At 41.8% G+C, this 14,630-nt stretch carries 12 protein-coding genes; all 12 read left to right on the forward strand.

The features are described 5' to 3' along the window. Positions 1-29: 29 nt before the first annotated feature. The 12 genes from I6E61_RS09105 (at position 30) to I6E61_RS09160 (ending at position 14,608) form a co-directional block, all read left to right on the forward strand. Positions 30-2,204, forward strand: coding sequence for a DNA primase (locus I6E61_RS09105; RefSeq protein ID WP_197133516.1), 2,175 nt, complete (start codon positions 30-32; stop codon positions 2,202-2,204). 505 nt (positions 2,205-2,709) lie between these two features. Continuing rightward, entirely contained in the window at positions 2,710-4,629 is a 1,920-nt protein-coding gene (gene rpoD / locus I6E61_RS09110) for an RNA polymerase sigma factor RpoD (protein ID WP_197133519.1), read from the forward strand. A 324-nt stretch (positions 4,630-4,953) separates the two neighbouring features. After that, entirely contained in the window at positions 4,954-5,397 is a 444-nt protein-coding gene (locus tag I6E61_RS09115) for a MarR family winged helix-turn-helix transcriptional regulator (protein WP_197133523.1), read from the forward strand. 16 nt (positions 5,398-5,413) lie between these two features. Next, positions 5,414-6,208, forward strand: coding sequence for a siderophore-interacting protein (locus I6E61_RS09120; RefSeq protein WP_197133525.1), 795 nt, complete (start codon positions 5,414-5,416; stop codon positions 6,206-6,208). Between the two features lie 33 nt (positions 6,209-6,241). Next, entirely contained in the window at positions 6,242-6,742 is a 501-nt protein-coding gene (locus I6E61_RS09125) for a DUF2798 domain-containing protein (protein WP_197133527.1), read from the forward strand. A 353-nt stretch (positions 6,743-7,095) separates the two neighbouring features. Further along, positions 7,096-8,022 (forward strand): bestrophin family protein, encoded by a 927-nt coding sequence (locus tag I6E61_RS09130; RefSeq protein ID WP_197133529.1) that lies wholly within the window; start codon positions 7,096-7,098, stop codon positions 8,020-8,022. 465 nt (positions 8,023-8,487) lie between these two features. Continuing rightward, on the forward strand, positions 8,488-8,808 hold the full coding sequence (locus I6E61_RS09135; protein WP_194197613.1) for a YbeD family protein: 321 nt from the start codon (positions 8,488-8,490) through the stop codon (positions 8,806-8,808). Between the two features lie 528 nt (positions 8,809-9,336). Continuing rightward, positions 9,337-11,613 carry a class 1a ribonucleoside-diphosphate reductase subunit alpha gene (gene nrdA, locus I6E61_RS09140; RefSeq protein WP_197133531.1) on the forward strand — a complete coding sequence of 759 codons (2,277 nt, stop codon included), beginning with the start codon at positions 9,337-9,339 and terminating at the stop codon, positions 11,611-11,613. A gap of 87 nt (positions 11,614-11,700) precedes the next feature. After that, positions 11,701-12,333: a hypothetical protein gene (locus I6E61_RS09145; protein WP_197133533.1), complete on the forward strand. Its 633-nt coding sequence runs from the start codon at positions 11,701-11,703 to the stop codon at positions 12,331-12,333. A gap of 1 nt (position 12,334) precedes the next feature. Beyond that, positions 12,335-12,526: a hypothetical protein gene (locus I6E61_RS09150; protein ID WP_197133535.1), complete on the forward strand. Its 192-nt coding sequence runs from the start codon at positions 12,335-12,337 to the stop codon at positions 12,524-12,526. 92 nt (positions 12,527-12,618) lie between these two features. Then, positions 12,619-13,308, forward strand: coding sequence for a hypothetical protein (locus tag I6E61_RS09155; RefSeq protein ID WP_197133536.1), 690 nt, complete (start codon positions 12,619-12,621; stop codon positions 13,306-13,308). A gap of 43 nt (positions 13,309-13,351) precedes the next feature. After that, on the forward strand, positions 13,352-14,608 hold the full coding sequence (locus I6E61_RS09160) for a hypothetical protein (RefSeq protein ID WP_197133538.1): 1,257 nt from the start codon (positions 13,352-13,354) through the stop codon (positions 14,606-14,608). Positions 14,609-14,630 lie beyond the last annotated feature (22 nt).

Genomic DNA, 14,630 nt, shown 5'->3' on the forward strand with positions numbered 1-14,630 from the left:
TAATTGACCTATGGTAAACTGTTTTTTGTATGAGCATTCCTAACCATATCCTTGAGCAACTAAATAGCCAAGCTGACTTAGTCAGCATTATTGGGCGTCATACTACGCTTAAACGTGCGGGTGGTGAGTTTAAAGGCTGTTGTCCTTTTCATGGTGAAAAATCTCCTTCATTTTATGTCAATCCACAAAAAAACATGTACCATTGCTTTGGCTGTGGTGCCAGCGGCAATGCCATCAGTTTTTTTCGTGACTATGAAAGCCTGACATTCATTGAAGCGGTCAATGAGCTATCAAAGCAAACGGGTATCGAAGTACCAAAAGAAGAGCAGCAAAATGTCAGCTATCAACGTAGCGCACCCAAACCTGCTTTTTCTAAAACTACCAAGCCTAAAACTACTGCGTCTAAATCAAGCGCACCGCCATCTATGCCTAGCCCAGCTGTCGATCAGAGCAACTTAAGTCAAAACGGTACAGACCATAGCAGTGTGGTTCAAGGCCATGTGGTGCAGGCCAGTTATGATGATGCTCATAGCTACGATGACTATCCACCGCTAGAGGCTTACGACTCAGCACCTTACCCAACCGATGGTTATGATTCAGAGTATCCAGATGATACGAGCTATCCGCCTGCTTGGCTAAGCGATAGTGATGAGACAATCAACCTACACGGTATGGATAATAGTGCCGATGCAGATGGCAATCTATACGATCTGTTAGAGCAAATTCAGCAATTTTATCAGCACAGTCTAACTACCCACCCTCATGCCAAACATTACTTTTTATCGCGTGGTATCACTGAAGATACCTTTGAGACGTTTGGTTTGGGTTATGCACCGTTTGGTTGGCAGCATCTTGAACATCAGTTTCCGCAGGATATTGAAGGACTCAAAGCGTTAGGCTTAGTGCGCCAATCAGAATCTGGACGCGATTATGATCTACTACGTGATCGAGTTATTTTCCCGATTCGAGACAATCAGGGCCGTACTATTGGCTTCGGTGGTCGAGCATTAGACGACGAAGTAAAGCCTAAATATATCAACTCATCCGACTCGCCCGTTTTTCACAAGCAGCATGTGCTATATGGCTATTATGAATCTCGCCAGCAGCGCGCCAACGACTGGCTAGTGGTCGAAGGCTATATGGATGTCATCGCCCTTTATCAGGCAGGTATCTATGGTGCTGTTGCCTCTATGGGCACGGCGATTAATGAGAGCCAAATATCACGGTTATTGACACTAAACCCTACTCTAACCTTGAGCTTCGATGGGGATAGTGCAGGACAAAAAGCCGCTTGGCGCACGCTAGAAGTTGCGCTACCTGTGCTGGCCGATGACAAAGAACTGCGGTTTTTAACTTTGCCAAACAATCATGACCCTGATACATTCATCAAAAGTCAGGGCGGTGATGCCATGCGTGCGCAAATCACCAATGCCATGCCTTTGTCGCAGTATATTTTTGCGTATTTAAGTGAGCGTTACGATCTAACCTTGGTAGAAGGTAAAGCCAAGCTTATGTCCCAAGTACGCGCATTAACCATGGCATTGCCCAAAGGCAGTAGTTTTAAGTATTTGCTTAACAATGATGTTTATCAAAAGCTGGGCGGTAAACGCAGTCAGAATGTCGAGGCCAAGGACGCCCTGCTAGATTTTGATGGTGACATGACCATCAGTCAGCAGTTGCAGCTGTGCTTTTTGTTCCAACCACGCGCACTACTTGAAGACCCTATTGAGTCGATTTGGCAACAGGCAGGTATCAGTGACTTACAACTGCCTGCACATATCAAACAAAAAGCTGCGAGTGATACCTTGCGCCCGCTTGCTTGGGAAGATCTGCAAGACACCGACCTGCTGGATATCGTCAGTACGATTAAGCGTTGTCTAAGATATCTACCAACAGACGCTAACGCAGCAGCGCACTTTATATTGTCTAATGTACAGCCGGTGACGCAAGAGACACTCAGCCGTAGCTGGAGTGGGTTTTATAAAACCTTGACGGCAAGAAATATTTTAAGCCTTGATGAGTTGGTCGAAAACTTAGTCATGCAATTGCTCAAGCTACACTTGCAAAAAAAGATGCAGGATCTGATCAAAAACCCTGATCACATTAAGTTGGCGATTGTTCGCAAGCAATCACAGTTATTAAATGACTGGCTACGTGCACAGCAAGCCGAGCAGTCAGCACAAATGACCACGGTTAAATCTTGACATTGACCGTCATTTTTGATGAATAAAATATCAACCCTTTAAAAATACAGTGGCTGCCCCCACTACTAATGATTATGCCGAGTAGTCAAAACCGAATCTAAAAGAATGTTAAACATTCAACTGATAAAAAATAATCAGTAAAAAACGGTCGGTAGATATCACTGTCTCGTGCTTGATTACTGTGGTCTGTGTTAAACTATGCGGCTGTATATTTGCAGCATTGCTTAGCGAACTATCATAAGCATGCATCGTCAGGCACAAATTTTAGGTATTGTTTTTGAGTAGCAGTTTTAAATGAATGCTATTTTAAAGTCTTTTTTAATGTTTAGCTGTTTTTCAGCATTGTTATTGTAGTGTTTTGAGCCTTTATTCATATCCACTCATTTTTGATATTATTGACAACCTCTACGCCATATTTTGATCAATCGACTGATAAGATCAACGCACCCAGCCAGCGATAGCGCGTCACAATATAAAAATGTCCGATGCAAGTAAGCGAGTATTTATGAACGATAAGTCAGTTTCTAAGTCCACATCTCAACTGGCCACCTTAATCCAAATGGGTAAAGAGCAAGGTTATCTAACCTATGCTGAGGTGAATGACCAACTGCCCGACTCTATTACCGAAAGCGATCAGATCGAAGATATTGTGCAAATGCTAACCGACGTTGGTATTAAAATCTTTGAGTCTGCCCCTGATGCCGATGATATCTTGATGAACGATGATTCAAGTGATGATGACATGGCAGCAGATGAGGCAGCGGCAGTATTAGCCTCTGTTGAGACTGAGCCTGGTCGCACCACTGACCCAGTGCGTATGTACATGCGTGAAATGGGTACGGTTGATCTATTAACCCGCGAAGGCGAGATTGCCATTGCTAAACGTATCGAAGAAGGTATTCGTGACGTACAGCATGCCATGTCTTACTGGCCTGGTACGGTACAGTTCGTCCTTGATGAGTATCAAAAAGTACAAGATGGCGACAAAAAACTCTCTGATGTCATCACTGGTTTCCTAGATCCTGAAACCGAAGAAGACAAAATCGCTGCTCAAGAAGCAAAAGAAGCAGCGAAAGAAGAAAGAGAGCGTATCAAAGAAGAAAAAGAAAACCCACCACCAATCAAGCCAAAAGCCAGTGCAAAAGCAGCACTTGATGATGACGATGATGAAGACGAAGGTGAAGAGGAAGAGGCCGAAGAAGAAACCAGCGGCATCGATCCAGAAGAAGTACGCTTACGTCTAGAAGAGATCGAAAATCTATTCATCAAAGCCAAGCAAGCCCTAATTGATTATGGCCGTGGTAGTGTTCAAGCAGATACTGCTTATGCCCTACTTGCAGAACGCTTTATGATGTTGAAGCTGAACAATCGCTTGTCAGATCAAGTCATGGCCATCATGCATGATGTCTATGATGATGTGCGTAAGCAAGAGCGTCAAATCATGCGTTTGGTGATTCGCCGTGGTCGCATGCCGCGTGAAGAGTTCCGTAAAACGTTCCCTAGCAATGAAACCAATGTTGATTGGCTCATTGAGCGTATCACTGGTAAGCCTGCATTTGCTGGTACGTTAGAAAAAGTTACTGATGACGTGATCTTATTACAACGCAAGATTCGTGATTACGAGCAACAGCTCGATATGAAAATTCACGACATGAAAGATGTTGCGCGTCGTATGGCTGTCGGTGAAGCGAAAGCTCGCCGTGCTAAGAAAGAGATGGTCGAAGCCAACCTACGTCTGGTTATCTCAATCGCCAAAAAGTATACCAACCGTGGTCTACAGTTCTTGGATCTGATTCAAGAAGGTAACATCGGTCTGATGAAAGCCGTTGATAAGTTTGAATATCGCCGTGGTTATAAGTTCTCGACCTATGCCACCTGGTGGATTCGTCAGGCGATTACCCGCTCTATCGCTGACCAAGCGCGTACCATCCGTATTCCTGTGCATATGATTGAGACGATCAACAAGATAAACCGTGTCTCACGTCAGTTGCTACAAGAAATGGGCCGCGAGCCAACGCCTGAGGAATTAGGCGAACGCTTAGAAATGGACGAAGTCAAAGTCCGTAAAGTGCTTAAGATTGCCAAAGAGCCTATCTCTATGGAAACCCCTATCGGTGATGATGAAGATTCACACCTAGGTGATTTCATCGAAGATGGTACGATCTCAAGCCCTGTCGATGATGCGACGGCTGCTGGTCTACAAGAAGCCACTCGTGATGTACTCGGCAACCTGACTGAGCGTGAAGCACGTGTCCTAAAAATGCGTTTCGGTATCGATATGCCTACTGACCATACTCTTGAAGAAGTCGGTAAGCAGTTCGATGTGACGCGTGAGCGTATTCGTCAGATTGAGGCAAAAGCGCTACGTAAATTGCGTCATCCATCACGCTCTGAGCACCTACGTTCTTTCCTTGAAAATGACTAAATTTTTAAGAAAATACTGAGCCTAGCTCATAGGTTCTAAATAGTTAGAAAAATAAAAAAGCCGAGTATATCTCGGCTTTTTTGTGCCTGTTCATTAATTACTGACTTTGTTAATCATAAAGTTTGTTAATTATAGAGCCCCTTAATCACAAAAGCCTCTATCCCTCTTTTCTGTACTCCTTATCATGCATACCTACCACGCCGCTTTCTTATCTAAAAATATCTAATCATAGATAAAGTACTAACTTCAAAAATCACTTTATAGTTGACACTATCAACCTTATTCTATATAGTTGCTTCTATCAACTATATTAAAGGTTCTCTTATGTCGGATAATTCATTGAGCGAAACGCTACATCAATTAATGCATACCTATACCAATCTATTATTAGAAGGTATCCGGCAGCAAGGTGTGGATTTGTCCGTGACAAACATCCGAACGCTAAAGGGGGTTTGTTATAACCCAAAGAGCACGGCACTGTCCATCTCTAAGCACATGCAACGAGACAAAGCGCAAATCACTCGTGCCTTAAATGACCTGTTAGCGGCTGAGCTAATTCTTAAGACGGACAACCCACTGGACGGTCGTAGCCAATTACTACAGCTGACGCCCAAAGGCGAGGCAATTATGGCAAAGCTTGATGTGGCAGAGGAATGGGCCAAAGGGCAACTGACTCAAGATTTGAGCCCTGTCGATCTTGCCCTGTTCTTTCGCGTTAGTCGCACCATGATAGACAACGTCAACAATAATAAGATTACTGATAAATAAGCAAAGGTGAAATGATATGAGCAATATAATAAATCAAAAACCCGTACGAGAAATCATGACCGTTGCCCATAAGCAAATGATTACACCGCACTATATTCGTATATACCTAACAGGTCAGACAGAGACGATTGCCAATATTGCCACCATGACAGTCGGTGCCAACAATAAAGTATTCATCCCTAGAGACAAGACGCAGCCTATCGACTTAGAGGACAAATCTACTTTCATTATCCGTACTTACACGCATCGCGGTGCCGATATCGAAAAACAACAGATATGGATTGATTTTGTCGCTCACGGTGACGAAGCCCCTGCCTCAGGTTGGGCAACTCATGCTGAAGTTGGCGACGAAATTGGTATCTTAATGAAACCAAAAAATAAAGCGCTTTGCCCCGAGGCAGATAATTTTCTACTGATTGGCGATGCCACTGCCATACCCGTACTTGGCTCGATATTAGAAAGCTTGCCTGCCAGTGCGACCGGTCAATGCATCATCGAAGTGCATGGTGCAGAAGACCAGCAAGAGCTGCCTACTCTAGCCAACATCACCATGACATGGCTACACAACCCGCATCCTATGCAAGGCAGTCAGTTAGTCGACACGGTTAAATCTCTTACGTTACCAAATGCGGACCAGAGCCGTTTCGCTTATATCGCTAGCGAGTTTTCATCGGTTAAAGCCCTTCGTCATTATTTAAAAGTCGAGCAACAGTGGTCAAAGGATGAGCTATATGCTTTTTCCTACTGGAAAGCAGGCATAGCTGAAGACCAATCTGTGAGCGATCGACAAGCAGAGAAAAACGCAGACTAACCAACTGCTCTTTATGATGATAGGAAAATAACTATGGTTGCAAATACTATGGCTACAAATACTGAGAATCGGCTTATTGAGAGCGTCAAAAAGACACCGTTGTTCTATAAATTACTATTAATACTGACCATGATGACGGTCATAGGTGGTCTACTCACAGGTGTAATGACCTACATGAATGTCGGATATTCCAATACGTTTTTTCACGATTGGTCTAGAGCGTTACTAGCCGCGTTTGCGATAATGCCTATTGGTTTCTTATTAATGGGTCTAATCACAACAACCATTAATCAGATGCTGCCTAATACCAAAGCATACAAACGCAATCTCATCACGGGCGTATTGATGGCTTGTATCATGGAGTCCATGTTGGCTTTTAGCACTGCGGCGAAAACGATTGGTTTTGCCGATCAAGCTGCCTTTTTGAATGGTTGGCTACAAGGGTTTTTAGTCGCCTTACCAGTAGGATTGACACTAATGGTCATTATGTCCATGACCATCAAACCCAAAATTGAAGCCTTTTTAAAAAGCTAAATATTTGAATATTTAATAGATCCTAAAGAATCTAGCCACAATAAAAAATCAATTAGGGCGTGTTGAATACTCAACACGCCCTAATCATATGAGCAACCTTGTATTTCATAGCATTTAGCGATGTGTATCACTTTTTCAAATGATATCCGATAGGTAATCAATAGCAAAAAGCCTTAAATTTTTATAACGCTATTGTATAATGCACGGCTTCAATACTTAACAGCATATAGTCAAGTCCATATAAATTCGCTACATCGTCATCCTCGCTAAGCATACTAATGTATAACTTGCACTCGGTTTCCTTGTATCGACATTATATTGAACCGACTATACCTCGTCGCTAGGGAGCCAAGATGATTGTCCGGCAGAAACTAAATACTTTTAAGATATTTTTTACCCTCCGTGGCTCCATCGTTCCGAAAATCTTTCCGCAAATTCTGCTGGTTACTCTACTTAGTATTGTCGTTACAGTGATTCAACATGGCGCACCCAATGCTTTTCCTTCCTACGGTACAGCTCCTTTTACCCTGCTCGGGGTTGCCTTATCCTTGTTTCTAGGATTTCGTAACAATGCCAGCTATCAACGCTGGTGGGAAGCGCGCGGACTATGGGGTCAATTGGTCTATGACTCTCGTAGCTTTACCCGCCAAGTGCTCTCATTTATAGATGACGACAGCGAGACTGGGCGTGATATTCAACGCACCCTGATTCACTTAAACATTGCCTTTACTCACGCGATACGTCATAGATTACGTGGCACGTCTCCTTGGCAAGACGTCGAGCCGTTTGTAGACTCGGCGCACCATGTAGCGATGCGCCAAGCACACAATCTGCCTGACTATCTGATGCGCCTAATGGGTAAGACACTCGGAGACTGCCGACGTCAGCGCTTAACATCGGAGCAAATGATACAGAACATGGATGAACGTCTGACCTCGATGACCATTGTTTTGGCCGCCTGCGAGCGTATCCATAACACGCCACTACCTTTCGCCTATATGTTGCTAGTACATCGCACGACTTATCTATATTGCATCATGCTGCCGTTTGGTTTGGTAGCCTCACTAGGCTGGGTGACCCCTTTACTCTGTGCGGTAATCGCTTATACCTTTTTTGGTCTAGATACCCTCAGTGAAGAATTGGAAGAGCCTTTTGGCTTAGCGGCGAATCAGTTACCCCTGACTGCGCTATCACGCACGATCGAAATAAATTTGTTGGATGCACTGGGCGAGACTGATCTGCCGCCTGATATCGCGCCTATCAAAAGCTACTTGCCATAAGCATTTGGCTTACTCCCCAAAAGTTATTAGGGCATGTCTTCAATTCACTCGATAATCATCTAGATACTCATCTAAATGGGCTAAAAATGACTAAATCTTGCCAAACATCGTCAAATAGCTGGTAAATATCCCGATATTATCTGCGCTACTTTTCTTGTTTGACGTCAATTTATCTCATTTTTATCACCATTTTTGAAACGAAGACACGCCCTAGACTAATGATCTGACAGCACATTTATAACGCGTTAAATATATGGCTATATGCTCATCGCCAGTACAGACTTGAATAATAGGCTGAGTGCCACTATAAATGGGCAATAAAGCTCTTAACTTAATATAGTTGATTCAGTTTAATAAAAGATTGACTATAGCTCACATTTTAATAAAAGCGAGGCACACATCATGAGTGATGATTCAAAAGACACTGATAATCAAAACACTAATCAAAACGCCAAAGACGTCACCATGACGGACATGACACCCAATGAAGGCGTCTTAAAAGGTAAAAGAACCGACATCCAAAATCCAGATCTTTGGGATTTTCCCATGAACTACCCATTGAGCATCATTGGTCATGAAGGCGAGCATGAAGGCTTGCTTAATGAAGTGAAGCTGATCCTCGGTAGCCAGTTCCCTGATTTTGATTTGGCCTCTATAGAAGTCAAACCATCTAAAACGGGGCGCTTCCATTCAGCGCGCGTCAATTTATACCTCACAGACGCCGATCAAGTGAATACACTTTACGCGTCATTGGACAATGCCAAAACAGTTCGCATGGTTGTATAAACCGGTAATGGGTGTTTAGAAAAAAACAACCCCTTTTCCGTCCAAATCGTCACTCATATGGGTGGCGATTTTTTGTGGTTTGGTGTACAATCTGCGCCCGCATTATTGCCAGTACGATCACTATTATCAGTCGACAATAACCGATTAAATAAAAATCAAACCGTCACGATATTTTTACAAAAAATTTATAATGAGCGCATTTGCGTCTAACCCTTATCCCATCGTCCTTTGCCAAAATTTGGACTGTCTACAACCTCGTAGCAACATAGTTTTATTCTAAAATCAATATAGTATTTTCAAAATTTTCCCGCTATATTGTGCCTACCAATTAATAAACACGCTATATGTAGTACTCAGTGATTTTAACCGTCACTACGAGTATCGGGTATTTTTTGCCTTAAAAAAAGAGCAGCCAACGCCAGCAGTTACCGTGTTTAGATAGCGTTTTTAAATAAGTAGTACGATAAAAAACGTTGAGCGGGTTTTACCGTTTGACGAATAATATAAGCAACCAAAATAGAGGCCAGCATGACACATATCGACAAAATCAAAGTGACCAAACGTGACGGACGATTAGAACTTATTGATTTAGATAAAATTCATAAGGTAATCGAGTGGGCAGCTCACAATTTGGATAATGTGTCGGTATCACAAGTTGAGCTAAAATCGCACATCCAGTTTTATGAAGGCATCAAAACTCGTGACATCCATGAGACGATCATCAAGTCTGCTGCTGATCTTATCTCTGAAACCACGCCTGATTATCAGTATCTAGCGGCGCGTTTGGCTATTTTCCATCTACGTAAGATTGCTTATAACAAGTTCACGCCTCCGCATCTGTATGACCATGTCAAAACCCTGACTGATGCTGGCAAATATGATGAGCATATCTTAGCTGACTACAGCCGTGCAGAGTTTGATGAGTTAGAAGAATACCTTGATCACTGGCGCGATATGAATCTTGCCTATGCCGCTGTTGAGCAAATGGCAGGCAAATACCTTGTTCAAGATCGCGTGAGCAAGACTGTATTTGAAAGCCCTCAGTTCTTGTACATGCTGGTTGGTATGTGCTTGTTCAGCCGTTATGAGAAGTCAGAGCGTATGAACTATGTGAAGCGCTTCTATGATGCGACCTCACAATTCAAAATCTCACTACCGACGCCTATCATGTCTGGTGTGCGTACCCCATCGCGTCAGTTTAGCTCGTGCGTATTGATCGAATGTGGTGATAGCCTAGACTCTATCAACGCGACCACTAGCGCCATCGTACGCTATGTGTCACAGCGTGCTGGTATCGGCATCAACGCTGGTCGTATCCGCGCCCTTGGTAGCCCTATCCGTGGCGGCGAAGCACAGCACACTGGCTGTATCCCATTCTATAAATTGTTCCAAACGGCTGTTAAATGCTGCTCACAAGGTGGCGTCCGTGGCGGTGCAGCGACTCTATTTTACCCATTGTGGCATTTAGAAGTTGAGTCATTACTGGTACTCAAAAACAACCGCGGCGTCGAAGACAACCGTGTCCGTCATATGGACTACGGCGTACAGTTAAACAAAACAATGTACACGCGCCTCATCAAAGGACAAGACATCTCTCTATTCTCACCAGGTGATACGCCAGGCTTGTATGATGCGTTCTTTGAAGATCAAGACAAGTTCGAAGAGTTATACACCAAGTACGAGAACGACCCTGCTATTCGTAGCCGTCAAATCCCAGCCGCAGACTTGTTCAGCCTAATGATGCAAGAGCGCGCCAGTACGGGTCGTATCTATATCCAAAACGTCGATCATTGCAACACGCATAGCCCATTTGACGCGACGGTTGCGCCGATTCGCCAGTCAAACCTATGTATGGAAATCGCGCTACCGACCAAGCCACTTGATAACATCAATGACGAAGAAGGCGAAATCGCCCTTTGTACGTTATCAGCAGTCAACTTGGGTAAAGTCGAAAACGTCAGCGACATCGAAGAGCCTGCCGAGCTAATCGTCCGTGCGCTTGATGCCCTGCTCGATTATCAAGACTACCCAGTAAAAGCGGCTCAAAACGGCAGTATGCGTCGCCGTACGCTCGGTGTAGGCGTGATTAACTATGCTTATTACCTTGCCAAGAATGGCGTACGCTATTCAGACGACAGCGCGCTTGGTCTCACGCATCAAACGTTTGAAGCATTGCAATTCTATCTCTTGAAAGCGTCAAACAAATTGGCAAAAGAGCAAGGCGCATGCCCTGCGTTCAATGAGACGACGTACTCACAAGGTATCTTGCCGATTGATACGTACAAAGCCGACTTGGATAAAATCTGCCAAGAGCCGCTACATCTCGATTGGGAAACGCTACGTGGCGAGATCACAGAGTACGGTCTACGCAACTCTACCCTAACCGCATTGATGCCGTCTGAGACCTCTAGTCAGATCGCCAACGCGACCAACGGTATCGAGCCACCACGTGGTCTGGTCTCTATCAAAGCGTCAAAAGACGGTATCTTAAAGCAAGTCGTGCCTGAGATTACGACGCTAAAAGATCAGTACGAGCTACTATGGCAAATGCCAAACAATGACGGTTACCTAAAGCTGGTCGCTGTCATGCAGAAGTTCGTCGATCAAAGCATCTCTGCCAACACCAACTACGATCCAGTCCGTTATGCAGGTGGCCGTGTACCAATGAAGATACTGCTAAAAGACTTGCTCAACGCTTATAAAATGGGCGTGAAGACGTTGTACTACCATAACACTCGTGATGGTGCGAACGATGCCCAAGCGGATATGGAAGATGATTGTGCTGGCGGTGCATGCAAAATCTAGATTGATGAATAGCAGGCTTGGCTTGTGAGTTGAGCCTGCTATTTTCTGCTTGGTATTCTTATGCAAAAAAGATAGGCATCATAAATTATGTTTAATAACAGTTTTAATCGATTAAGTAATTGCAAAAAAAACTGTTCATCTAATGAAAGCACACTCAAAAACGACGAAAGCCTAGACGATAGCGATGACTGGGAATCTAAGTATGATGTAAGTATCTCTGTATTAAAAGAAGAGTACTTACAATGCATATCTAGAATTAGAAATGTTGATGAAAAAGCTAACAAGTACTTGCTAGTTATCTCTATTATAACCACTGGACTATTCGTTATCCTATCTAGTTCAGCAATAGAAAGCTTAGAGTTCAATTATTTAAATTCATTAGTCGCTTTTCAATTAACTATAGCATTTATGATAACTTTTATAATTGGAATATGGTACGGAAACTTAATATTGAGAGCAATACTGAATTGCTTCAACTTAGTTGAGCTACAGAAAATGCCTGATATTTTAGAGCTTCTTAATGATGCTGGATCTGACAATTCAGCACAGTACAAACACCTTTTGATTAGCTGTTATCAGCAATCTATTAATGCCATGGACAAAACTGTTAGCGCTAAACAAGAGCACATCAAAGTAATATCAAAAAATATTAAATTTTTTATTGTATTCTTATCTTCTTCATTAATATGTCTAATTACATTAAAAATAATAGGAATATAGTATGACAAAGAAAAACCCTAACCCTCCTACTAGTAATGTTAGTAAACCCGCTAAGACTGATAAAAATAGCATGCCTACAACTAATTCTTATCCTAGAACTGGTACTACGAATGCGAATAACGAAAATAGAGTAAATACAGTTAATAGAAATGTTTCTTTCATGGATTTAATCATCTATAAGGATAATAAATAGTTGTAGGGTGCGCCCAACGCATCGATGATATGCAAATTGTGTTTAAAAGTGTGCGAGGCACACCCTACGCCTGTTAGATAGGTTGGATAAAAATGCAGATGCTTATTCCTTTTCTCATTCAAGAGATGTCAAAACTCATCTCGGACAATGAACCAGTAGATGCTAATGAATTAGATGAACTTGTTAATTCAAGAAATATCCCTCTAAGAGAAAATCATCGACAATTTTTAATTAAATATGGTAACTGTAAGACACTTCTAATCAACGGATTTAGTGATTTTACTTTTAAGCAGTTTAAAGACTATTATTTAGATGATGAACTCTTTTATACGGATAGAATACCTTTAAGTACTGTATATATTGGAACAGACTTTGCCGATGAACTTCTATGCATAGATAACAAGACTGGAAAAATATACGTTTACTACGATCAAAAAAAAGACCTTCTTTACTACGATCGCTTAGAAAGCTTACTGTTCACTTGCTTTATGAAGTCTAATTACTTAGAGACAGTTTTTGATAGAATTCGTCGCAATATCAAAATATTTAGTCCAAAAGCATTTTTAAAGAAGAATGAGAAACATAAAATTTGTGATATTCAAGGCGATTCTTACTATTTGATAGGCAACGAGCTTTACCTTGTACGAAATGATGTCTATGAAACGTATTATGCGCCTCTTCACCTTTTCAAAATTAAATATAGATTTATGATGGCTAATGTTTATGAAGGTGGTGTGATTAACGATTATCTTAGTTGTAGAGTGCGCCCAGCGCACCAATAAGATAACAATCTAATATTTACGCTAATGACGAGAGAATACAACTATGAAAATAAGTAATATGTCGCTATTCTCTTGTCTACTCATCACCTCTGTGCTATCAACACCAGTGAACGCTCAAACTGAAGATAGTATTAAAAAATTAGTCGAAAAGAACGTCGTTGAAGCGTGCGACTGCGTTAAGAATATTGACTATATTGATAACTTCATAGATTTTAATATGAAGTTTGATCAATGCATTCAATCAGAAAATAACAGTCTTTTAAAACAAGAAGAGGCTTATCAAACATATAATGACTTGATGTATGAACGCGTAGAGTCTTGTGGCAACTTTGCTAAAACAGTAGATGATTTTTTACAACATCCAGAGCCGAAACTGTCTGACCCTATCTACAACAATCAAAAACAGTATAAAGAAATAGCTAAAAGTATCGTCGGACAGTATTCAATGTCTTTTGGAAACTATTCTCCAGAAGGAGGAGCGAGTTTGGCGCTGCTCGATAATCAAAGATATGTCATAGTTGGATTCGGCGTCGTATTGGTCGGTGATTGGAGAATAGTAAAAGGCAAGTATTTACACCTGATACCTCATCGTACTGAGTACCCATTTTACGTCTTTGGTCGTCATAACACCGAATTGAAAGATAAAACTAAGATAAGATTTAAAGGTAGTGGATTTAGTGAGTCAACACTCATTCGGTATGGCGAAATATCTCAAGATACGCCTATTTTAATGCCTATTTTGCACATAGATAACCAATATCCTTATGATGCAAAAATTCCTCACATACCTAGAGCACTATCACTAGCTTATAACTCTGATTATGAGAATAATGATGATGAAGCCATAGATATTTACACTTTTGATAATGATGAAGAACTTAATGATCTCTATGTCTTAGAATTCAATAAATTGGCACGTAGAGAAGTCATGAAAGCGATTATTGGTGACGATGAATTGACTTTTGATCAAGGAACTACAACAAAGCGACCCTTACCAAGAGCTACGAGTGAAAATGCAGAATTTTATAAAGAGATATCAGATATCAAGCCATTTCCAAAGACACTGTACTACAACTTAGCGGGTAGATCATTTGATAGTAGAGATATCAAACAATACAATTATACTTTTGACGACAACCTGAAAGCCTACGTTGCCAATATTAAGTGTCATGAAGACTGTCCCGCAGCAGATGATTATGACAATACTGATATTTTCTATGAATATAAATCATTAGAAGATATCACAGTACAACAGAGTAAATTTAAAATAGCGAACACATTTGCTGTTCCTAGAGATTGAAAATAGCAATGCTAATCAAGCC

The sequence above is a fragment of the Psychrobacter sp. NZS113 genome (assembly GCF_015864825.1).
Classification (GTDB): Bacteria; Pseudomonadota; Gammaproteobacteria; order Pseudomonadales; family Moraxellaceae; genus Psychrobacter.

What these genes read in the sequence shown, in the direction of transcription:
- I6E61_RS09105 (WP_197133516.1), top strand. Translation starts at nt 30, where the DNA reads ATGAGCATTCCTAACCATATCCTTGAGCAACTAAATAGCCAAGCTGAC.
- rpoD (WP_197133519.1), top strand. Translation starts at nt 2,710, where the DNA reads ATGAACGATAAGTCAGTTTCTAAGTCCACATCTCAACTGGCCACCTTA.
- I6E61_RS09115 (WP_197133523.1), top strand. Translation starts at nt 4,954, where the DNA reads ATGTCGGATAATTCATTGAGCGAAACGCTACATCAATTAATGCATACC.
- I6E61_RS09120 (WP_197133525.1), top strand. Translation starts at nt 5,414, where the DNA reads ATGAGCAATATAATAAATCAAAAACCCGTACGAGAAATCATGACCGTT.
- I6E61_RS09125 (WP_197133527.1), top strand. Translation starts at nt 6,242, where the DNA reads ATGGTTGCAAATACTATGGCTACAAATACTGAGAATCGGCTTATTGAG.
- I6E61_RS09130 (WP_197133529.1), top strand. Translation starts at nt 7,096, where the DNA reads ATGATTGTCCGGCAGAAACTAAATACTTTTAAGATATTTTTTACCCTC.
- I6E61_RS09135 (WP_194197613.1), top strand. Translation starts at nt 8,488, where the DNA reads ATGACGGACATGACACCCAATGAAGGCGTCTTAAAAGGTAAAAGAACC.
- nrdA (WP_197133531.1), top strand. Translation starts at nt 9,337, where the DNA reads ATGACACATATCGACAAAATCAAAGTGACCAAACGTGACGGACGATTA.
- I6E61_RS09145 (WP_197133533.1), top strand. Translation starts at nt 11,701, where the DNA reads ATGTTTAATAACAGTTTTAATCGATTAAGTAATTGCAAAAAAAACTGT.
- I6E61_RS09150 (WP_197133535.1), top strand. Translation starts at nt 12,335, where the DNA reads ATGACAAAGAAAAACCCTAACCCTCCTACTAGTAATGTTAGTAAACCC.
- I6E61_RS09155 (WP_197133536.1), top strand. Translation starts at nt 12,619, where the DNA reads ATGCAGATGCTTATTCCTTTTCTCATTCAAGAGATGTCAAAACTCATC.
- I6E61_RS09160 (WP_197133538.1), top strand. Translation starts at nt 13,352, where the DNA reads ATGAAAATAAGTAATATGTCGCTATTCTCTTGTCTACTCATCACCTCT.